Raw genomic sequence first — 21,030 nt, 5'->3', positions numbered from 1 at the left:
CGCACCCCCCGAGGGAACCGTCATGGCACCAGAACCACCCCTGCTCACCATGTCCGGCATCACCAAGTCGTTCCCGGGCGTCCGCGCGCTCGACGGCGTCGACCTGCACGTCCAGGCCGGTGAGGTGCACTGTCTGCTCGGCCAGAACGGCGCCGGCAAGTCCACCCTCATCAAGGTCCTCGCGGGCGCCCACCAGCCCGACGACGGCACGATCGTCTGGCGCGGCGACGAGGTCACGCTGCGCTCCCCGATCGCCGCCATGCGCCTCGGCATCGCCACCATCTACCAGGAACTCGACCTGGTGGAGGGCCTGTCCGTCGCCGAGAACGTCTACCTCGGGCACGAGCCGACATCCGCCGGGTTCGTGGTGCGCGGACGCGACGCACGGGACGCAACTGCCGCCCTGCTGAAGCGGCTTGGGCACGGCGAGATCGATCCGGCACGGCTCGTGGGGGATCTGTCCGCGGCCCAGCAGCAGATCGTGTCGATGGCCCGCGCGCTCTCCCACGAGGTGCGCCTGATCGTCATGGACGAGCCGTCGGCCGCGCTCGACCCGGACGAGGTCGACAACCTCTTCCGGATCGTCGGCGACCTGACGGCCGAGGGCGTCGCCGTCGTCTACATCTCGCACCGCCTGGAGGAGATCCGGCGCATCGGCGACCGCGTCACCGTCCTCAAGGACGGGCGCGCCGTCGCCGTCGGGCTGCCCGCCAAGGAGACCCCGACGCGCGAGGTCATCGCGCTGATGACCGGGCGGAACGTGGAGTACGTCTTTCCGGAGAGGGCGGAGCGGCCGGAGTCGGCGGAGGGCGGGGCGACTGCGCGGCCCGAGCCCGTCCTCACCGTCCAAGGCCTCGCCAGGGACGGAGAGTTCGCTCCGCTCGACCTCGAACTGCGGCCCGGTGAAATCGTCGGCCTCGCCGGGCTCGTCGGCTCCGGGCGGTCGGAGATCCTGGAGACCATCTTCGGCGCCCGCAAGCCGACGGCCGGACAAGTCCGCGTCGACGGGCGGGTGTTGCGGCCCGGCAGCGTCCGCGCGGCCGTGCGCGCCGGTCTCGGTCTCGCGCCCGAGGAGCGCAAGGCGCAGGCCCTGCTGATGCTGGAGTCCGTCACCCGCAATGTGTCGGTGTCCTCCATGTCCCGCTTCTCGTACGGGGGGTGGCTGGACCGGGCCAGGGAACTGCGGGCCGCCCGCGAGGCCACCCGGGAGCTGTCGCTGCGGCCCGACAACCCCTCCGTACCCGTGCGCACCCTCTCCGGCGGCAACCAGCAGAAGGCCGTCCTCGCCCGCTGGCTGCTGCGGGGCTGTCGCGTCCTGCTGCTCGACGAGCCGACCCGCGGCGTCGACGTCGGCGCCCGCGCCGAGCTGTACACCGTCATCCGGCGGCTCGCCGACGAGGGCCTCGCCGTGCTCCTCGTCTCCAGCGAAGTGCCCGAGGTGCTCGGCCTCGCCGACCGCGTCCTCGTCCTGCGCGAAGGCCGCGTCGTGCACACGGCGCCCGCGGGCGACCTCGACGAACACCGCGTACTCGACCTCGTCCTGGCCTCCGGCCAGCACGGCCCCACCCACACGGAGGGCCCCCACAGCCCCGCCACCACGGAAGGAAGCCCGGCGTCATGACGCAGCCCGCATCGCCCGCCCGGCCCGTCACCGAGAAGAGCCCGCCGGCGGACGGCGACAAGAGCCCGTGGCGGTCCCTCGCCGCCCGCGTCGACGTGCGGACGCTGTCGCTGCTCGGCGTCCTCGCCGCCCTCATCGTGATCGGCGGTGTCACCGAGCCCGACGCGTTCCTCGACACCGACAACCTGCAGCTGATCCTCACCCAGGCGTCCGTCATCGGCGTCGTCACCGTCGGCATGACCTTCGTCATCATCTCCGGCGGCATCGACCTGTCGGTCGGCGCGATCGTGGCGCTGGCGTCGGTGTGGGCCACGACGGTCGCCACCCAGGACTACGGCTTCGCCGGCATCCTCTTCACGGCCGTCGTCGTCGGTCTCGGGTGCGGCCTGGTCAATGGGCTGCTGATCGCGTACGGCGGCATGGTGCCGTTCATCGCCACGCTCGCCATGCTCGCCTCCGGGCGTGGACTGGCGCTTGAGATCACCGACGGCAAGACGCAGATGGTCACCGTCGACGGCGTCCTGAAGCTCGGCGAGCGCGACTCCTACGTGCTCGGCATCCCGCCGCTGGTGATGGTCTTCGCCGCCGTCACGGTTGTCGGCTGGCTGCTGCTCAACCGCACCACCTTCGGGCGCCGCTCGGTCGCCGTCGGCGGCAACGCGGAGGCCGCGCGCCTGGCCGGCATCGACGTACGCAGACAGCGGCTCTATCTGTACCTGCTCTCGGGGCTGTGCTGCGGCATCGCCGCCTTCCTGCTGATCATCCTGTCCGGGTCCGGCCAGAACACCAACGGCAACTTGTACGAACTCGACGCCATCGCCGCCGCGATCATCGGCGGCACCCTGCTCAGCGGCGGACGCGGCACCATCACCGGCTCCGTGCTCGGCGTCCTGATCTTCACCACGATCACCAACATCTTCGCGCTCAACAACCTGGAGACCGCCGTCCAGCAGATCGCCAAGGGCGCGATCATCGTGGCCGCGGTCCTGGTCCAGCGGCGTACGGCTACCACCTAAGGGGTTCATGTCATGCCAGAGATCACGAGCCGCAGAGGTCTGCTCTTCGGGGCGGCCGCCGTGTCCGCGGGTGCCGTGCTGACCGGCTGCACCAGCAACCAGTCCAAGGACGACGACTCGTCCGAGGACAACAAGCAGGCCGTCTCCGACGACAAGCCCGGCAAGCAGGTCACCATCGGCTTCGCCGGACCGCAGGCCGACCACGGGTGGCTGAACGCCATCAACGACAACGCCAAGGAGCGGGCGAAGAGGTACAAGGACGTCACGCTGGAGGCGACCGAGGGCTCCAACGACACCGCCGCGCAGATCGGCCAGGTCGAGACGCTCATCAACAAGAAGGTCGACGTCCTCGTCATCCTGCCCGCCGACGGCAAGGCCCTCACCCAGGTCGGCCTCAAGGCCATGAAGGCCGGCATCCCCGTCGTCAACCTCGACCGGATCTTCGCCTCCGCGCAGGCCTACCGCTGCTGGATCGGCGGCGACAACTACGGCATGGGCCTGAACGCGGGCCACTACATCGGCGAGAAGCTGAAGGGCAAGAAGAACGCAAAGGTCATCGAGCTCGCCGGGCTCGACAACCTGGAGCTGACCAAGCAGCGCACGAAGGGCTTCGACGACGCGCTGAAGAACTACTCGAACATCGAGAAGGTCGCCCGGCAGGCCGCCGAATTCACCGTCGAGTCCGGGCAGTCCAAGATGTCGCAGCTCCTGCAGGCGCAGAAGAACTTCGACGCCCTGTGGAACCACGACGACGACCAGGGCGTCGGAGCCCTGCGCGCCATCAAGCAGGCCGGCCGGGACGACTTCCTGATGGTCGGCGGCGCGGGCGCGCTCTCCGCCTTCCAGGAGATCAAGCAGGACCGGGGCGTGCTGAAGGCCACCGTCCTGTACCCGCCGACGATGGCGGCCTCCGCGATCGACCTGGCGCGGGCGCTCGGCCAGGGCAAGGGCATCAGCGGCATGGCCGAGTTCGAGATCCCGGCCTCCCTCACGCTCTACTCGGCCGTCGTCGACAAGGAGAACGTCGACCAGTACATGTCCACCGGCTTCAAGTGAGGTGCCCACTGACCCGCGAAGCAGGCGTCGACCAGGAGGAGTTACCGCATGAGTGAGACGGAGCACGAGGCCGCGTCCGGGGCTGGGGCCGGGGCCGGGCCGACGGACGGCCCCGAGGCCGGGCGGCGCCGACTCGGCGTGGGGATGGTCGGGTACGCCTTCATGGGCGCCGCCCACTCCCAGGGCTGGCGGACCGTGGGACGCGTCTTCGACCTGCCGGTCGAGGCGCGGCTCGCGGCGGTCTGCGGGCGTGACGGCGCGGCCGTGCGCGCCGCCGCCGACCGGCTCGGCTGGGCCGCCACCGAGACCGACTGGCGCGCCCTCATCGCCCGTGACGACGTCGATCTCGTCGACATCTGCACGCCCGGCGACAGCCACGCGGAGATCGCGATCGCCGCGCTCGACGCGGGCAAGCACGTGCTGTGCGAGAAGCCTCTGGCCAACACCGTCGAGGAGGCCGAGGCCATGGCAGCCGCCGCCGAACGGGCCGCCGCGCGCGGCCAGGTGGCGATGGTCGGCTTCAACTACCGCCGGGTGCCCGCGCTCGCCCTCGCCCGCCGGATGGTCGCCGAGGGACGGCTCGGCACGCTGCGGCACGTCCGCCTCACCTACCTCCAGGACTGGCTGGTCGACCCCGCCTTCCCGCTGACCTGGCGGCTGCGCAAGGACCGCGCGGGCTCGGGCGCGCTCGGCGACCTCGGCGCGCACATCGTGGACCTCGCGCAATACCTCACGGGCGAGACCGTCGCGGGCGTCTCCGCCCTGACGGAGACATTCGTACGCGAACGGCCGCTCCTGGAGGGCACGTCCACTGGGATCACGGCGGCGGGAGCGGGAGCGGGAGCGGTAGCGGGAACAGGGGCGGGGGCGGGCGCGGGCGCCGCCGGGCAGGCGGGAGCCGACGGCGGGCAGCCGGGTGGCGGTGACGGTGCGCGGTCCAGCGGGGCTGAGGGTGTGCGGTCGGACGGTGTCGGGGGTGTGCGGTCGGACGGTGCCGAGGGTGCGCCTTCGGGTGGCGCCGACGGCGGGCAGCCGGACGGCGTCGGCGTCGGCGGTGCGGGGGTGCGGGCCGGAAGCGGCCGGGTCACGGTCGACGACGCCGCCGTCTTCACCGCGCGCTTCCCGTCCGGGGCGCTCGCCACCTTCGAGGCGACCCGCTTCGCGGCCGGCCGCAAGAACGCGCTGCGGCTCGAACTCAACGGTTCGGACGGCTCGCTGGCCTTCGACCTGGAGCGCCTCAACGAACTCTCCTTCCACGACCACACCGAGCCCGCCGATTCCTCCGGCTTCCGCCGCATCCTCGTCACCGAACCCGGCCACCCCTACCTGGAGGCCTGGTGGCCGCCCGGCCACGGACTCGGCTACGAGCACACCTTCGTGCACCAGGCCCGCGACCTGCTCCACGCCATCGCCACCGGCACCGCGCCCGAGCCGTCCTTCGCGGACGGGCTCTCGGTGCAGCGGGTGCTCACGGCCGTGGAGGAGAGCGCGGCGAAGAACGCGGTGTACACCCTCGTCGCCGCCCATGCGCACGCCCGCGTCGACGCCCACGCCGAAACCGGCGCCCACATCTCCTGAGGAGGCTCGCCGATGCCCCGCTCGTACACACTCTTCACCGGCCAGTGGGCGGACCTGCCCCTCGAAGAGGTCTGCACCCTGGCCCGCGACTTCGGCTATGACGGTCTCGAACTCGCCTGCTGGGGCGACCACTTCGAGGTCGACAAGGCCCTGTCCGATCCCTCGTACGTCGACGGACGGCACGCGCTGCTCGACAAGCACGGCCTGAAGTGCTGGGCCATCTCCAACCACCTGGTCGGCCAGGCGGTCTGCGACGCGATCATCGACGAGCGCCATCAAGCGATCCTGCCGGGGCGCATCTGGGGCGACGGCGACGCCGAGGGCGTACGGCAGCGGGCCGCGGCCGAGATGGCGGACACCGCGCGCGCCGCGGCGAAGTTCGGCGTGGACACGGTCGTCGGCTTCACCGGGTCGGCCATCTGGCACCTGGTGGCGATGTTCCCGCCCGCGCCCGAGTCGATGATCGAGCGCGGCTACGAGGACTTCGCGACGCGCTGGAACCCGATCCTGGACGTCTTCGACGCGGAGGGCGTCCGCTTCGCCCACGAGGTCCACCCCTCGGAGATCGCGTACGACTACTGGACGACGCACAAGGCCCTGGAAGCGGTCGGCCACCGGCCCGCCTTCGGCCTGAACTTCGACCCCTCCCATTTTGTGTGGCAGGACCTCGACCCGGTCGGCTTCCTCTACGACTTCCGGGACCGGATCTACCACGTCGACTGCAAGGAGGCCCGGCGCCGCCTCGACGGCCGCAACGGCCGGCTCGGCTCCCACCTGCCGTGGGGCGACCCGCGCCGCGGCTGGGACTTCGTCTCCGCGGGCCACGGGGACGTCCCCTGGGAGGACGTGTTCCGGATGCTGCGCTCGATCGGCTACGAGGGCCCCGTCTCGGTGGAATGGGAGGACGCAGGCATGGACCGCCTCCAGGGCGCCCCGGAAGCCCTGCGCCACCTGAAGGCCTACGACTTCGAACCCCCGACGGCATCGTTCGACGCGGCGTTCGGCGGCGACAAGTAGCTCCTGACGGGCACCGCTGTGGGCAATCGTCCCGCAGGGCGGGACGGGTGGGCACAGCCCCCCGGTGCCGGCCACCAGTCGTGACACGCCCACCGAAGTCGCCCTGCCGACGCGCGGCATGCACAGACGCAAGTTTGTCCAGCCCGAAGAGAAAGTCCAACTTAGGTGCTGCGCAAAGGCTTTCCGCCAAGGACAAACGTGGCTACCGTCCCTGATGTGTACAGGACATAGCCCCCCTCCCGGGGTGACGGCGCACCCCGGGCGCCCAGAGCTGCGGAAGGCGCCCCCGCCAGCAGCCGCACAGTGAACGGCCCCCGACCGGAGGACCTCGTGCACAGACCCCGCCCACACAACCGCAGAGCCCTCGCCCTGCTCACCGGCACCCTCCTCACCGCCGCCACCCTCACCTTCGCCGCCCCTCAGGCGGGCGCCCAGCCGGAGCCGCAGCCGCCCGCGCAGCCGAAGGCCGAGGACTTCCAGCAGGTCACGCTCGCCAAGGGCGAGCCGGAGATGGGCGAGCCCATGACCCTCGCCGTGCTCCCGGACCGCTCGGTCCTGCACACCTCCCGCGACGGCACGGTCCGCCTGACGAGCGCCGCCGGTGCGACGAAGGTCGCCGGGAAGATCCCCGTCTACAGCCACGACGAGGAAGGCCTCCAGGGCGTCGGCGTCGACCCGGGCTTCAAGAAGAACCGGGCCGTCTACCTCTACTACGCGCCGCCCCTGAGCACCCCCGCGGGCGACGCCCCGAGCGACGGCACCGCGGCCGACTTCAAGAAGTTCGACGGCGTGAACCGGCTGTCCCGCTTCGTCCTGAAGGCCGACGGCACCCTGGACACCAACAGCGAGAAGAAGGTCCTGGACGTCCCCGCCAACCGCGGCCTCTGCTGTCACGTCGGCGGTGACATCGACTTCGACAAGGTCGGCAACCTCTACCTGTCGACGGGCGACGACTCCAACCCCTTCGCCTCCGACGGCTACACCCCCATCGACGAGCGGCCCACCCGCAACCCGGCCTACGACGCCCAGCGCACCGCCGCCAACACCAACGACCTGCGCGGCAAGATCCTGCGCATCAAGGTGCGCAAGGACGGCTCGTACTCCATACCCAAGGACAACCTCTTCGCCAAGGGCACCAAGAAGACCCGGCCCGAGATCTACGCGATGGGCTTCCGCAACCCCTTCCGGATGAGCGTCGACAAGCCCACCGGCATCGTGTACGTCGGCGACTACGGCCCGGACGCGGGCGCGGCCAACCCGCAGCGCGGCCCGGCGGGCCAGGTCGAGTTCGCCCGCGTCACCAAGCCCGGCAACCACGGCTGGCCGTACTGCACCGGCAAGAACGACGCGTACGTCGACTACGACTTCGCCTCCGGCGCCTCCGGCGCCAAGTTCGACTGCGCCGCGCCGAAGAACACCTCGCCGCTCAACACCGGCCGCACCGATCTGCCCCCGGCGCAGCCCGCCTGGATCCCCTACGACGGCGGATCGGTCCCGGAGTTCGGCACCGGCTCGGAATCGCCGATGGGCGGCCCGGTCTACCGTTACGACGCGAAGCTGAACTCGCCGGTCAAGTTTCCCCAGGCGTACGACGGGAACTACTTCGCGGGCGAGTTCGGGCGCCGCTGGATCAAGCGCATCGACCAGGGCACGGACGGCGCCGTGAAGTCCATCAACGCCTTCCCCTGGAAGGGCACCCAGGTCATGGACATGGAGTTCGGCCCCGACGGCGCGCTGTACGTCCTCGACTACGGCACCGGCTACTTCAACGGCGACGAGAACTCCGCCCTCTACCGCATCGAGAACGCCACCGGCGGCCACTCGCCGGTCGTCGAGGCCGAGGCGTCCGTGACCAGCGGCCAGGCCCCGCTGAAGACCCAGTTCACGGCCGAGGCGACGGATGCCGACGGCGACGCGCTGACGTACACCTGGGACTTCGGCGACGGCAACACCTCCACCGAGCAGAACCCCTCGCACACGTACGAGAAGAACGGCGTCTACACCGCGACCGTCACCGCCAAGGACCCCTCCGGCCGCAGTGGCACCGCGAGCGCGCACGTCACCGTCGGCAACACGGCGCCCACCGTGAAGCTCGAACTCCCCGGCGACGGGCAGCTCTTCACCTTCGGCGACAAGGTGCCCTTCAAGGTGACCGTGAGTGATCCGGAGGACGGGCCCATCGACTGCTCCAAGGTCAAGGTCACCCACATCCTCGGCCACGACAGCCACGGCCACCCCGTCACCTCCGCCAACGGCTGCGAAGGCACCCTGCAGACGTCCGCGGACAGCGAGCACGACCCGAACGCGAACATCTTCGGGGTCTTCGACGCCGAATACACCGACAAGGGCGCGAACGGCCAGCCCGCCCTGACCACCCACGACCAGAACGTCACCCAGACCAGGCACCGCCAGGGCGAGCACTACGGCGACTCCCAGGGCGTGTCGATCGTCAACCACACGCCGGCGCACGGCGGAAAGACCGTCGGCGACATCCACAACGGCGACTGGATCTCCTTCAAGCCGTACATCCTGAGCAACGCCACGAAGCTGACCGCGCGCGTCGCGTCCGCCGGCTCCGGCGGCACCCTCGAGGTGCGCAGCGGCTCGGCCGACGGAACGCTCCTCGGCACCGCGAAGGTCGACCCCACCGGTTCCTGGGAGACCTACACCGACGTCAGCACCAATCTCGCCGGAGCCCCCGCCGGGACGACGACGCTGTTCCTCGTCTTCAAGGGCGCGGGCACGGGCGCGCTCTACGACGTCGACGACTTCACCCTCACCACGAGCTGAGAAAGGGGGCACCCCATGCGCGCACCAGCACGGCTGATCACCGCCACGGCGGCCGCCGCCCTGCTCATCGGCTGCGTCTCGGGCCCGGCCGCGTCCAAACCGGACGCCGAGAGCCCCGGCGGCAAGGACAAGAAGGCGGGCGAACGCGTCCTGGTCTTCTCCAAGACCGCCGGATTCCGCCACGACTCCATCCCCGACGGCATCGCCGCCATCAAGGACCTGGGCGCCGCAGGCGGCTTCACCGTCGACGCGACGGAGAACGCCGGCGCCTTCACCGTGAAGAACCTCGCCCGCTACGACGCCGTCGTCTGGCTGTCGACGACCGGCGACGTGCTCAACGGCAAGCAGCAGTCGGCCTTCGAGAGCTACGTCCGCGCGGGCGGCGGCTACGTCGGCATCCACGCCGCCGCCGACACCGAGTACGACTGGCCCTTCTACGGGGGCCTCGCGGGCGCCTACTTCCAGTCGCACCCCGCGATCCAGGGCGCCAAGGTCGACGTCGAGGACCACGCCCACCCCGCCACCGCCCACCTCGGGCCGGTGTGGGAGCGCACGGACGAGTGGTACAACTACCGCTCCAACCCGCGCGAGCGCGCCCGCGTCCTCGCCTCGCTCGACGAGTCCTCGTACAGCGGAGGCTCGATGGGCGGGGACCATCCCATCGCCTGGTGCCAGGGGTCCATCGACGGAACGCCCGGCCGCTCCTTCTACACCGGCGGCGGCCACACCAAGGAGTCCTTCGCCGAACCCGCGTTCCGGCAGCACCTGTTGGGAGGCATCCGCTACGCCATCGGCGCCGCCCGGGCGGACTGCCGTCCCGAGCGGGGCTACGTCCCGCTCTTCGACGGCACCGCGGACTCCCTCGCCAAGTGGAAGCAGGCCGGACCCGGCTCCTTCGCGCTGAAGGACGACGGCACCATCACCTCCGTCGGCGGCATGGGCCTGCTCTGGTACGCGCCGAAGCAGTTCGGCTCGTACTCCCTCAAGCTCGACTGGAAGATGACCGGCACCGACAAGGACGACAACTCCGGGATCTTCCTGGGCTTCCCGCCCTCCGACGACCCCTGGGGGGCCGTCAACAACGGCTACGAGATCCAGATCGACGCCACCGACGTCCCGGAGAGGACCACCGGCTCGGTCTACGGCTTCAAGTCCGCGGACCTCGCCGCCCGCGACCGGGCCCTGAACCCGCCGGGGGAGTGGAACACCTACGAACTCCGCGTCGGGGGCGAGCACCTGCAGATCTGGCTCAACGGCGTGAAGATCAACGACTTCACCAACATCGATCCGGCGCGGAGTCTGCGGGACGGCCACATCGGCATCCAGAACCACGGTGCCGACGACCAGGTCACCTTCCGCGACATCCGCGTGAAGGAGCTGCCCGCGACCAAGGCCAAGGGGTCCGCCACGGCCGAGGAATCCGCCGAGGCCAAGGAGTCCGCCGAGGCCGAGGAACCTGCGACGGCCGAGGAACCTGCCGAGGCCGGCAAGGAGGCGGGCGGCCGATAGACGGCGGTGGGCGGAGGACGCCGGACCTCCGCCCACCGTCTTGCCCGCCCCGCACCGCGAGACGCGGAGCGGGGCCCCGCGCCGCGAGGCGCGGGTGACCACCGTACGTGCGTGACGACAGGAGGCAGCCGTGTCCACCGAGTCCACTTCTGCTACCGCGGGCCCGACCGCTTCCGCCGCCGGCCCGACCGGGGTGTGGCTGATCGGGGCGCGCGGCTCCGTCGCGACGACAGCCGTCGCCGGCTGCGCGGCGATGTCGGCGGGACTGCACCCGCCCACCGGCCTGGTCACCGAAACACCTCCCTTCTCCGGCAGCGGACTGCCGGCGTTGTCCTCTCTCGTCTTCGGCGGGCACGACACCGTGGAGTGCCCGCTGCCCAAACGCGCCGAACACCTCGCCGCCGGGGGCGTCCTGCCGCACGGCCTGCCCGCGGCCGTGCGCGCCGAACTGGCCGCCGCCGACGCCGAGATCCGCACCGGCGGCCCGCTCCCCGGCGACTCCCGCACCGACGACGAACTCGTCTCCGCCTTCGCCGCCGAGATCCGCGCCTTCGCGCACCGCCGCCGTCTCGCCCGCGTGGTCGTCATCAACGTCGCCTCCACCGAACCGGTCCCCGGCGACGGCGAACGACTGCCCCCGAGCTCCCTCTACGCCGCCGCCGCTTTGCGCGCCGGCGCCCCCTACGCCAACTTCACCCCCTCAACCGGCCTGCACCACCCGGCCCTCACCGCCCTCGCCGCCGACTCCCGCCTGCCCTTCGCCGGCCGGGACGGCAAGACCGGCCAGACCTTGCTCCGGTCCGTCCTCGGCCCGATGTTCGCCCAGCGCGCCCTGGCCGTCCGGGCCTGGTCCGGCACCAACCTCCTCGGCGGCGGCGACGGCGCCGCCCTCGCCGACCCCGCCGCGGCCGCCGCCAAGAACGCGGGCAAGGAACGCGTCCTCGCCGACACCCTCGGCAGCGCCCCCGAGGGCGAGGTCCACATCGACGACGTCCCCTCCCTCGGCGACTGGAAGACCGCCTGGGACCACATCGCCTTCGACGGCTTCCTCGGCACCCGCATGACCCTCCAGACCACCTGGCAGGGCTGCGACTCGGCGCTCGCCGCACCCCTGATCCTGGACCTGGCCCGGCTCCTCGCCCGCGCCCACGAAGCCGGACTCTCCGGCCCCCGCCCCGAACTCGCCTTCTACTTCAAGGACCCCGACCCCGGCGCCTCCTCCGCCCTCCCGGACCAGCACATGGCCCTCCTCACCTTCGCCACCCGCCTCCGGGACGCGGCATGAGGGCGCTGGGCGGAAGGCCGCTGGGGACGCGGCGGGTGTCGGTGCTGCTCGGGGAGGCCTCATGAACCTCCGTGCCTGGGTCGAACTCCTGCGTCTGCCCGCCCTGTTCACCGTCCCCGGCGACGCCCTCGCGGGCGCCGCGGCGACGGGCCTGCGCCCCGGCCGGGGCACCTTCCTCGCCATCGGTTCCTCCCTCTGCCTGTACGAAGCCGGCATGGCCCTCAACGACTGGGCCGACCGCGCCGAGGACGCCGTCGACCGTCCCCACCGCCCTCTCCCGTCGGGCCGCGTCACCCCCACCGCCGCGCTTACCGCCGCGGCCGCGCTCACCGCCGGCGGCCTGGCCCTGGCCGCCCGCGCGGGTCGCCCCGCCCTGGCCACCGCCACCGCCCTGGCGGGCACGGTCTGGGCGTACGACCTGGGCCTCAAGCGCACCCCCGCGGGCCCCGTGGCGATGGCGGCGGCGCGAGGCCTAGACGTACTGCTGGGCGCCGCGGCCACGGCGGCGACCACAGGTGCCACCACGGCTGCGGTCCCGGCTGCGGCCAAGAGGCACCGCCGCCCGGGCCGAGCGACGGTTGCCCACGCCGCCCTGCCCCCACGGGCCGCCCACGCCGTCCTTCCTGCAGGGCCAGCCGCCCGCGCCGCCCTGCCCACTCGGGCCGCCCGCGCCGTTCTGCCCGCAGGGGCAGCCACCCGCGCCGCCCTGCCCGCGGCGGCCACCCTCGCCGCCCACACCCTCGCCGTGACCACCGTGTCCCGCCACGAGACCCAGGGCGGTTCGACCGGGGCCCCGCTGGGCGCCCTCGCCACCACCCTCGCCCTCGGCCACGCAGTCGCGTACGCCCCCCGACCCCCGGCAGGCCGGCGGACCGCAGCCACCGCCGCCCTGCCGGGCACCACCGTCGCCCTCGCCACGGCCTACGCCACCACGGCCGCCCGGCCCTACCTGCACGCGGCCCTGAACCCCTCACCTCCCCTGACCCAACGCGCCGTCGGCGGCGGCATCCGCGCCCTGATCCCGCTCCAGGCCGCACTCTCCGCCCGCGCCGGAGCCCTCGGCAGCGCCCTGTTCACTGCGGCTCTCGCCCCCGCGGCCCGCCGCTTCGCCCGCAAGGTGAGCGTCACGTGAGCGGCGACGGAGCCGTGGGCAGCGGGGCGGGTGCCATGGGCGAGCCGGTGGCGGCGGGTGCACCCAACCGGCTCCGGTTCGGCTACGGCACCAACGGGCTCACCGACCTCCGGCTCGACGACGCCCTCGGACTGCTCGCCGACCTCGGCTATTCGGGCGTCGGCCTGACCCTCGACCACATGCACCTCGACCCCCTCGCGCCCGACCTGGCCGCCCGCACCCGCCGTGTGGCCCGGCGCCTCGACCTGCTCGGCCTGACCGCCACCGTCGAGACGGGCGCCCGCTATGTCCTCGATCCTCGCCGCAAACACGGCCCCTCCCTGCTCGATCCCGACCCCCAGCGCCGCGCCCTCCGCGTGCGCCTGCTCATCCGTGCCGTCCAGGTCGCCGCCGACCTGGACGCCCACGCCGTCCACTGCTTCAGCGGCATCACCCCCGACGGCACCTCCGAGGCCACCGCCTGGCAGCGCCTCGCCGACGCGCTCACGCCCGTCCTCGACGCCGCGGCCGGCGCCGGTGTGCCGCTCGCCATCGAGCCCGAACCCGGCCACCTGCTCGGCACGCTCGCCGACTTCCACCACCTCCGCCGCCTGCTCGGCGACCCCGAACCCCTCGGCCTCACCCTCGACATCGGCCACTGCCAGTGCCTGGAGCCCCAGTCGCCCGCCGACTGCGTCCGCGCCGCCGCGCCCTGGCTGCGGCACGTCCAGATCGAGGACATGCGCCGCGGCGTCCACGAACACCTGCCGTTCGGCGACGGCGAGATCGACTTCCCTCCCGTCCTGCGCGCCCTCGCCGCCACCGGCTACCAGGGCCTCACCGTCGTCGAACTGCCCCGCCACTCCCACGCGGGCCCCCAACTCGCCTCCCATTCCCTCGAGTTCCTGCGCCGAGCGGACAAACTCGCCGCCGCCCCGCCGACGGCCCACGGAGCCTCAGCCCAAGGAGGAACGTCGTGACCGAGCTCCCCGCCGTCGCCGACCTCCGCTCCCACCTCGATGCCGTCCTCGGCGGCGCTGCCCGCGCCTGGCTGGACCAGGCCACCGACGAAGCGACCACGTACGCCGCTGCCGCCGCTGCCGGGACTGCCGGGGCCGCAGGAGTGACCGGAGCCGCTGCCGGAGACGACCCCGGCTCCGCCCGTCCCCCCGCACCCGCCGCCACCCCCGTCTGGGAGCTGCGCTTCGCCGAAGCCGGCCGCCGCTGCGGCCCCGACCACGCCGACGCCGCCCGGCTGGTCCTCCTGCACGCCGCCCGCGCCGGCACCGACACCCTGACCCGGCTCTACGAACAGGGCACCGCCACCGAACGCCGCGCAGTCCTGCACTCCCTGCCGCATCTCGTACCGGGCCCCGACGCGCTGCCGCTGGTCGAGGACGCCCTGCGCACCAACGACACCCGCCTCGTCGCCGCTGCCCTCGGCCCCTACGCCGCCGCGCACCTGGCCCCGCACGACTGGCGCCACGCCGTCCTCAAGTGCCTGTTCACCGGGGTGCCCGTGGACGCCGTCGCCGGTCTCGCGCGCCGTGCCCGGGCGGACGCCGAACTGGCCCGGATGCTCGGCGACTACGCCGACGAACGCACCGCCGCCGGCCGCACCGTCCCCGGCGATCTGTACCGCGTCCTGGCCCTGACCGACCCCGCAGCAGCCGACGACCGCGAGGCCCTGGCACCAACTGGCGCGAACGGCCAGGCAACCTCCGGCCCCGACGGCCCGGCATCCGCCGCCCCCGAGGGCTCGGCACCCACCGGCCAGGCCGGCCCGGCGGCCCCCGCGCCCTTCGCGGCCCCTTCGACGTCCACCGGCGAGGAGCAGGAGTCCTGATGCGCATCTTCGACCCCCACATCCACATGACCTCCCGCACCACCGACGACTACGAGGCGATGCACGCGGCCGGTGTCCGCGCCGTCGTCGAGCCCGCCTTCTGGCTCGGCCAGCCCCGCACCTCGCCCGCCTCCTTCGTCGACTACTTCGACTCGCTCCTCGGCTGGGAACCCTTCCGCGCCGCCCAGTACGGAATCGCGCACCACTGCACCATCGCGCTCAACCCCAAGGAAGCGAACGACCCGCGGTGCACGCCCGTCCTCGACGTGCTGCCCCGCTATCTCGTCAAGGACAACGTCGTCGCCGTCGGGGAGATCGGCTACGACTCCATGACACCCGCCGAGGACACCGCGCTCGCCGCCCAGTTGCAGCTCGCCGCCGACCACGAGCTGCCCGCCCTCGTGCACACCCCGCACCGCGACAAGCTGGCCGGCCTGCGCCGCACCCTCGACGTCGTCCGGGAGTCCGAGCTGCCGCTGGAGCGGGTCCTGATCGACCACCTCAACGAGACCACCGTCAAGGAGGCCAAGGACGCCGGCTGCTGGCTCGGCTTCTCCGTCTATCCCGACACCAAGATGGACGAGGACCGGATGGTGGCGATCCTGCGGGAGTACGGCCCTGACCAGGTTCTCGTCAACTCGGCCGCGGACTGGGGCAAGAGCGACCCGCTGAAGACCCGCAAGGTCGGCGACGCCATGCTGGAGGCCGGGTTCTTGGAGGACGACGTCGACCGGGTCCTGTGGCGCAACCCCGTGGCCTTCTACGGACTCAGCGGCCGTCTCGCCCTCGACGTCACGGACACGGCCGCCACCCACGAGGGCAACTCCATCCTGCGCGGCGGTGCGTGACCCATGCGCTTCCGCCACCCCGACGGGTCCACCGTCCACCTCGCCTACTGCACGAACGTGCACCCCGCCGAGACGCTCGACGGCGTCCTCGCGCAACTGCGCGACCACTGCGAGCCCGTCCGCAAGCGGCTCGGCCGCGACCGCATCGGCATCGGCCTGTGGCTCGCCAAGGACGCCGCGCACGCCCTGGTCACCGATCCGGCAGCGCTGCGCGGACTGCGCACGGAACTCGACCGGCGGGGCCTCGAAGTCGTCACGCTCAACGGCTTCCCCTATGAGGGCTTCGGCGCCGAAGAGGTCAAGTACCGCGTCTACAAGCCGGACTGGGCCGACCCCGAACGCCTCGCCCACACCACCGCCCTGGCCCGCGTCCTCGCCCAACTGCTGCCGGACGACACCACCGAGGGCACCATCTCCACCCTCCCGCTCGCCTGGCGCACCACCTTCGACGCCGCCCGCGCCGAGGAGGCCCGCGCCGCCCTCGTCACGCTCGCCCAACGCCTGGACGCCCTCGCCGAGCTGACCGGCAAGTCCATCCGCGTCGGCCTCGAACCCGAACCGGGCTGCACCGTGGAGACCACCGGCGACGCCATCGCGCCCCTCACCGCGGTCGGCCACGACCGCATCGGCATCTGTGTCGACACCTGTCATCTCGCCACCTCCTTCGAGGACCCGGGCACCGCTCTCGACGCCCTCGCCGCCGCCGACATCCCCGTCGTCAAATCCCAGCTCTCCGCCGCCCTGCACGCCGAACACCCCCATCTGCCGGAAGTACGCGCGGCGCTCGCCGCGTTCGACGAACCCCGCTTCCTGCACCAGACCCGCACCCTGCCCCGCGAAGCCGAGGCCCCCGCGGCCGGCGGGACCCTCGTCGCCACCGCCCTGCGCGGCACCGACGACCTGGGCGAAGCCCTCACCCGCGACGTCCTGCCCGACTCGTCGCCCTGGCGTGCGCACTTCCACGTCCCCCTGCACGCGCCGCCCGCCGCACCGCTCACCTCCACGCTCCCCGTCCTGAAGGACACCCTCACCCGGCTCGTCGGCGGACCGCACCCGCGCACCCGCCACCTCGAAGTCGAGACCTACACCTGGCAGGCCCTCCCGCCCGAGCTGCGCCCACGCGCCCGCCCCCAGCTCGCCGACGGCATCGCCGCCGAACTCACCCTCGCCCGTGACCTCCTGACGGAACTCGGCCTGAAGGAACTGCCATGACACCTCCCGCCCCGGGCGGGCCGACCCCGCTGCTCGTCCTCGACGTCGTCGGCCTCACCCCTCGACTGCTCGCCCACATGCCGCACCTCACCGCCCTCGCCAGGTCCGGCTCCCGGGCGCCGCTCGGCACCGTCCTGCCCGCCGTCACCTGCGCCGCCCAGTCCACCTTCCTCACCGGCACCCACCCCGCCGAGCACGGCATCGTCGGCAACGGCTGGTACTTCCGCGAACTCGGCGACGTGCTGCTGTGGCGCCAGCACAACGGCCTCGTCGCCGGCGACAAGCTGTGGGACGCCGCCCGCCGCGCGCACCCCGGCTACACCATCGCCAACATCTGCTGGTGGTACGCCATGGGCGCCGACACCGACTTCACCGTCACCCCCCGTCCCGTCTACTACGCCGACGGCCGCAAGGAGCCCGACTGCTACACGCGGCCCCCGGCCCTGCACGACGAACTCACCGAGAAGCTCGGCACGTTCCCCCTCTTCCACTTCTGGGGACCGGGCGCGGACATCGTCTCCAGCCGCTGGATCGTGGACGCCACCCGCCATATCCTCACCACGCGCCGGCCCGACCTGGCCCTGTGCTACCTCCCTCACCTCGACTACGACCTGCAGCGCTTCGGCCCCGACGACCCGCGCTCGCACCAGGCCGCCGCCGACCTGGACACCGCGCTCGCTCCCCTCCTGGACCAGGCGAAGACAGAAGGCCGCACCGTCGTCGCCCTGTCCGAATACGGCATCACCCGCGTGAGCCGCCCCGTCGACATCAACCGCGCCCTGCGCCGCGCCGGACTGCTCGAAGTGCACACCCAGGACGGGATGGAATACCTCGATGCGATGGCGTCCCGAGCCTTCGCCGTCGCCGACCACCAGATCGCCCACGTCTATGTGCGCCGCCCCGAGGACATGGAGGCCACCCGCGCGGCGCTCGCCGACCTGTCCGGCATCGAGCAACTCCTCGACGACGAGGGCAAGAAGGCCCACCACCTGGACCATCCCCGCTCGGGGGAGCTCGTCGCCGTCGCGGAGCCGGACGCCTGGTTCACGTACTACTACTGGCTCGACGACGCCCGCGCGCCCGACTTCGCGCAGCTCGTCGAGATCCACCGCAAACCCGGCTATGACCCCGTCGAGCTCTTCATGGATCCCCAGGACCCCTATGTGCGGCTCAAGGCCGCGGGGGCCCTGGCCCGCAAGAAACTCGGCATGCGCTACCGCATGGCGGTCGTGCCCCTGGACCCCTCGCCCATTCGCGGCAGCCACGGCCGCCTTCCCGCGAGCGAGGACCTTGATTCCGGGCCGCTCATTCTGTGCTCCACCCCCCACGCCGTAACCGGCCGCGTCGCGGCCACCGATGTCAAATCGCTCCTGCTCCGGCTCGCCGGCCTGCACTGAACCCGGTGCGGTCCGCGGCGCACGGCGAGATCCACGACGGGACCTGCGCCGCACCTGCCGCGCCCCGCACCACGTTCGAGCCGCGTTCCGAACGATCTCCACTGAACCAGAGGGCGCGGCCCACGCCATCAGGGTCCGCCCCGGAGCCCACCCTGATCCGCGATTCGAACCCATCCCTGATCCGACCCCGACCTCCATATCCAGGGAGAACCACATGACCCGCAAGCACACCCCGGACGACCCCGAACTCGCCCACAGACTCAGCCGGCGCGGCATGCTCGGCGTCGCCGCGGGCGCCACCGCGGCCGCCCTCGTCGGCACCGCGGCCGCCGCGGGCCCGGCATCCGCCGCCGCGGGCTCCACTGCCGCAGAAGTGTCGGGCAAGGGCCGCGGCCGTCCCGTCCTGCCCCCGGGCCGCCTCGGCGTCCAGCTCTACAGCCTGCGCGACAAGGTCTCCACCGCCGGATTCGCGTCCGTCTTCGCTGAGTTGGAGAGGTACGGATACGACGAGGTCGAGTTCGCCGGGTACACCCAGGGCTCCGCGGGCCCCATCACCCTCGCGCAGCTCAAGCGACTCGCCCACGATCACGGTCTGCACCCGATCGGCAGTCACGTCGGCTACTACGACGACGGCAACCCGAACGCGTACACGTTCGCGCAGAACCTCACCAAGGTCCTCGACGACGCCGAGGCCCTCGGCCTGAAGCACATCGGCACCGCGTCGGGTCCCTTCCGGTACGGCGCGACCGTCGACGCGTGGAAGCGGGCCGCGGAGGACTTCAACACGTACGGCGAGGCGGCACGCGCGCGGGGCATGAAGTTCTACCAGCACAACCACGCCGAGGAGTTCTCCTTCGCCACCGACAAGCCGGGCGTGCGCCTCTACGACGTGCTGCTGGCCGAGACCGACCCGGACCACGTGTATCTGGAGATGGACATCTACTGGGCGTACTCGGCCCAGTTCCGCTTCGGCAAGCAGGCCGACGGCACACCGCGGCCCTTCGACCCGCTGGACTACGTCCTCAAGCGGCCGCACCGCTACCCGTTGTTCCACGTCAAGGACGGCATCCGTGACGACTCCGCCCGCGACGGCTACCGCATGGTGGACGTCGGGGACGGCGACATCGACTACAAAAGGTTCCTGTCGAAGGTGACCGCCCGCACGCACGGCGGGCGCCGCTACCACCACTGGCAGACCGAGCACGACAACCCCGCGGAGTCCTACGCGTTCGCCCGGAAGTCCAGCGCGCACCTGCACTCGCTGCGGGAGCGCTGCGGGGACTGAGCACACGACGGGGCCCAGCACACAGGGGAGGGGTTCCGCTCACCACCGTGACCGGTGAGCGGAACCCCTCCCCTGGAAACGCGACGGCGCGCTACACCGCGACCGCCCGCGCGCGTGGGACACCCGGTTGCCGCAGCATCAGCGACAGACCTGCCGCGAGCAGCGACACCGCGCCGGCCATCGTGTAGGCGCCGACATAACCCCAGGAGTCCACGACCATCGCGCCCATGCCGCCTCCGAAGAGGCCGCTCACGAGTTTCGCGCTGTAGACCATGCCGTAGTTGGACGCGTTGTTGTTCTCTCCGAAGTAGTCGGGTACGAGTGCCGCGAACAGTGGATAGAACGCGCCGCCGGCGAAACCCGACAGGAAGGCGAAGACCAGGAACAGCGGCTGGTTGCGCATCTCGCCCGCCCACAGGACGCCGAACTGTGCCACGGCCAGGGTCAGACACACATACGTCAGCGTGCGCTGTCGGCCGAGCCGGTCGGAGAGCCAGCCCACCACGCCCCGCCCAGTGCCGTTGATCACGGACATGACGCCCATCGACGACGCCGCGATCAGCGGGCCGAAGCCCATCTCCTTGGCGAACGGCACCTGGAAGGAGATCCCGAAGATCGACACTCCGGCGCAGCACAGCATGCACACCCACATCAGTGGCACAACACCGGTGCGTAACGCCTCACCAGGAGTGAACTGCCGTACCGCGGGCGGGTTCTTGGCGAGCGCCACCGCGGTGCGCGGGTCGCTGCTGGGCCGCAGCGGATCGACGTCGGCCGGCCACCAGTTCTTCGGCGGGTCCTTGAAGAACAGGCCCGCCACGAGGGTCACGGCGAGGACGTAGAAGCCGACCAGGTCCAGCACCGTGCGGTAGTTGGACGTGTCGAAGCCGTACGAGAACAGGAAGATGAAGGGCACCGCTCCGTAGGCGAACCCTCCGTTGACGAAGCCCGTCTTGCCGCCGCGCCGCTCGGGATACCACTTGCCGACCATGTTCACGCACGTCGAGTAGATGAGCCCGGAGCCGACCCCGCCGAGCAGGCCGAAACCGACCATCGCCGCCGCCACGTTGGGTGCGTGGCTGAGGCTGACGAAGCCGAGCAGCGACAGGACGGAGCCCGCCAGCATGGCCCTGCGGCTGGTCAGGACGCCCTTCTCGCGCAGCTTCCCGGCCGGGAAGGAGACGCCTGCCTGGAAGAAGATCCAAACGCTCAGCACCCAGAAGGTGTTCGACGACGTCCAGTGATGCGCCGCGGACAGGGTGTCCTCGGCGGCCCCGTAGGCGTACTCGAAGACACTGATGGCGATCATGGCCACCCAGGGGAGGACCACCATCGTCCAGCGGGGGCGGCCGAGGATCTCCCGGTCGCTCTCGCCGACGCGGTACACACGCCCACGTTCGTCCGTGATCTCTTGGTGCGACCCGTGCGACCCGTGCGACCCGTGCGACCCGTGCGACCC

General features: G+C 72.0%; 16 protein-coding genes. 15 read left to right on the top strand and 1 reads right to left on the bottom strand.

Annotation, left to right across the window (positions count from 1 at the left end):
* The first annotated feature begins 22 nt into the window (after positions 1 to 22).
* From AC0KTA_RS05840 to AC0KTA_RS05770, 15 genes are all read left to right on the top strand, one after another.
* Complete coding sequence (locus AC0KTA_RS05840; protein ID WP_481054028.1) at positions 23 to 1,621, top strand: sugar ABC transporter ATP-binding protein; 1,599 nt, start codon at positions 23 to 25, stop codon at positions 1,619 to 1,621.
* Positions 1,618 to 2,637 (top strand): ABC transporter permease, encoded by a 1,020-nt coding sequence (locus tag AC0KTA_RS05835; protein WP_481054027.1) that lies wholly within the window; start codon positions 1,618 to 1,620, stop codon positions 2,635 to 2,637. Before AC0KTA_RS05840 ends, AC0KTA_RS05835 begins: the two co-directional genes overlap by 4 nt.
* A 12-nt stretch (positions 2,638 to 2,649) precedes the next feature.
* Positions 2,650 to 3,693, top strand: a complete 1,044-nt coding sequence (locus tag AC0KTA_RS05830; RefSeq protein WP_481054026.1) for a substrate-binding domain-containing protein — start codon at positions 2,650 to 2,652, stop codon at positions 3,691 to 3,693.
* Between the two features lie 48 nt (positions 3,694 to 3,741).
* Entirely contained in the window at positions 3,742 to 5,271 is a 1,530-nt protein-coding gene (locus AC0KTA_RS05825) for a Gfo/Idh/MocA family protein (RefSeq protein ID WP_481054025.1), read from the top strand.
* Between the two features lie 12 nt (positions 5,272 to 5,283).
* Positions 5,284 to 6,288: a sugar phosphate isomerase/epimerase family protein gene (locus AC0KTA_RS05820; RefSeq protein ID WP_481054024.1), complete on the top strand. Its 1,005-nt coding sequence runs from the start codon at positions 5,284 to 5,286 to the stop codon at positions 6,286 to 6,288.
* Positions 6,289 to 6,618: 330 nt separating this feature from the next.
* On the top strand, positions 6,619 to 9,078 hold the full coding sequence (locus AC0KTA_RS05815) for a PQQ-dependent sugar dehydrogenase (RefSeq protein WP_481054023.1): 2,460 nt from the start codon (positions 6,619 to 6,621) through the stop codon (positions 9,076 to 9,078).
* Between the two features lie 15 nt (positions 9,079 to 9,093).
* On the top strand, positions 9,094 to 10,587 hold the full coding sequence (locus tag AC0KTA_RS05810; protein WP_481054022.1) for a ThuA domain-containing protein: 1,494 nt from the start codon (positions 9,094 to 9,096) through the stop codon (positions 10,585 to 10,587).
* Between the two features lie 130 nt (positions 10,588 to 10,717).
* Entirely contained in the window at positions 10,718 to 11,872 is a 1,155-nt protein-coding gene (locus tag AC0KTA_RS05805) for an inositol-3-phosphate synthase (protein WP_481054021.1), read from the top strand.
* A 61-nt stretch (positions 11,873 to 11,933) separates the two neighbouring features.
* Positions 11,934 to 13,004 carry a UbiA family prenyltransferase gene (locus AC0KTA_RS05800; protein WP_481054020.1) on the top strand — a complete coding sequence of 357 codons (1,071 nt, stop codon included), beginning with the start codon at positions 11,934 to 11,936 and terminating at the stop codon, positions 13,002 to 13,004.
* A 35-nt stretch (positions 13,005 to 13,039) separates the two neighbouring features.
* Positions 13,040 to 13,963, top strand: a complete 924-nt coding sequence (locus tag AC0KTA_RS05795) for a sugar phosphate isomerase/epimerase family protein (protein ID WP_481056318.1) — start codon at positions 13,040 to 13,042, stop codon at positions 13,961 to 13,963.
* Positions 13,960 to 14,829 carry an EboA domain-containing protein gene (locus AC0KTA_RS05790; protein ID WP_481054019.1) on the top strand — a complete coding sequence of 290 codons (870 nt, stop codon included), beginning with the start codon at positions 13,960 to 13,962 and terminating at the stop codon, positions 14,827 to 14,829. The genes AC0KTA_RS05795 and AC0KTA_RS05790 overlap by 4 nt, the downstream gene beginning before the upstream one ends.
* Positions 14,829 to 15,677, top strand: coding sequence for a TatD family hydrolase (locus AC0KTA_RS05785; RefSeq protein ID WP_481054018.1), 849 nt, complete (start codon positions 14,829 to 14,831; stop codon positions 15,675 to 15,677). Before AC0KTA_RS05790 ends, AC0KTA_RS05785 begins: the two co-directional genes overlap by 1 nt.
* 3 nt (positions 15,678 to 15,680) lie before the next feature.
* Positions 15,681 to 16,889: a metabolite traffic protein EboE gene (eboE, locus tag AC0KTA_RS05780; protein ID WP_481054017.1), complete on the top strand. Its 1,209-nt coding sequence runs from the start codon at positions 15,681 to 15,683 to the stop codon at positions 16,887 to 16,889.
* Positions 16,886 to 18,286: an alkaline phosphatase family protein gene (locus AC0KTA_RS05775; protein WP_481054016.1), complete on the top strand. Its 1,401-nt coding sequence runs from the start codon at positions 16,886 to 16,888 to the stop codon at positions 18,284 to 18,286. Before eboE ends, AC0KTA_RS05775 begins: the two co-directional genes overlap by 4 nt.
* 214 nt (positions 18,287 to 18,500) lie before the next feature.
* Positions 18,501 to 19,571 (top strand): sugar phosphate isomerase/epimerase family protein, encoded by a 1,071-nt coding sequence (locus tag AC0KTA_RS05770; RefSeq protein WP_481054015.1) that lies wholly within the window; start codon positions 18,501 to 18,503, stop codon positions 19,569 to 19,571.
* A 91-nt stretch (positions 19,572 to 19,662) separates the two neighbouring features.
* Here the strand turns inward: AC0KTA_RS05770 and AC0KTA_RS05765 are convergent, their stop codons facing one another.
* On the bottom strand, positions 19,663 to 20,958 hold the full coding sequence (locus tag AC0KTA_RS05765; protein ID WP_481054014.1) for an OFA family MFS transporter: 1,296 nt from the start codon (positions 20,956 to 20,958) through the stop codon (positions 19,663 to 19,665).
* Positions 20,959 to 21,030 lie beyond the last annotated feature (72 nt).

The organism is Streptomyces sp. Y309, assembly GCF_056712025.1.
The sequence above is the reverse complement of the archived record's forward strand: the minus strand, read 5'-3'. Positions and strand labels throughout refer to the sequence as shown.

Bases quoted from the DNA above. Each gene is read 5' to 3' on its own strand.
- AC0KTA_RS05840 (WP_481054028.1), top strand. From the start codon at position 23: ATGGCACCAGAACCACCCCTGCTCACCATGTCCGGCATCACCAAGTCG.
- AC0KTA_RS05835 (WP_481054027.1), top strand. From the start codon at position 1,618: ATGACGCAGCCCGCATCGCCCGCCCGGCCCGTCACCGAGAAGAGCCCG.
- AC0KTA_RS05830 (WP_481054026.1), top strand. From the start codon at position 2,650: ATGCCAGAGATCACGAGCCGCAGAGGTCTGCTCTTCGGGGCGGCCGCC.
- AC0KTA_RS05825 (WP_481054025.1), top strand. From the start codon at position 3,742: ATGAGTGAGACGGAGCACGAGGCCGCGTCCGGGGCTGGGGCCGGGGCC.
- AC0KTA_RS05820 (WP_481054024.1), top strand. From the start codon at position 5,284: ATGCCCCGCTCGTACACACTCTTCACCGGCCAGTGGGCGGACCTGCCC.
- AC0KTA_RS05810 (WP_481054022.1), top strand. From the start codon at position 9,094: ATGCGCGCACCAGCACGGCTGATCACCGCCACGGCGGCCGCCGCCCTG.
- AC0KTA_RS05800 (WP_481054020.1), top strand. From the start codon at position 11,934: ATGAACCTCCGTGCCTGGGTCGAACTCCTGCGTCTGCCCGCCCTGTTC.
- AC0KTA_RS05795 (WP_481056318.1), top strand. From the start codon at position 13,040: ATGGGCGAGCCGGTGGCGGCGGGTGCACCCAACCGGCTCCGGTTCGGC.
- AC0KTA_RS05785 (WP_481054018.1), top strand. From the start codon at position 14,829: ATGCGCATCTTCGACCCCCACATCCACATGACCTCCCGCACCACCGAC.
- eboE (WP_481054017.1), top strand. From the start codon at position 15,681: ATGCGCTTCCGCCACCCCGACGGGTCCACCGTCCACCTCGCCTACTGC.
- AC0KTA_RS05775 (WP_481054016.1), top strand. From the start codon at position 16,886: ATGACACCTCCCGCCCCGGGCGGGCCGACCCCGCTGCTCGTCCTCGAC.
- AC0KTA_RS05770 (WP_481054015.1), top strand. From the start codon at position 18,501: ATGACCCGCAAGCACACCCCGGACGACCCCGAACTCGCCCACAGACTC.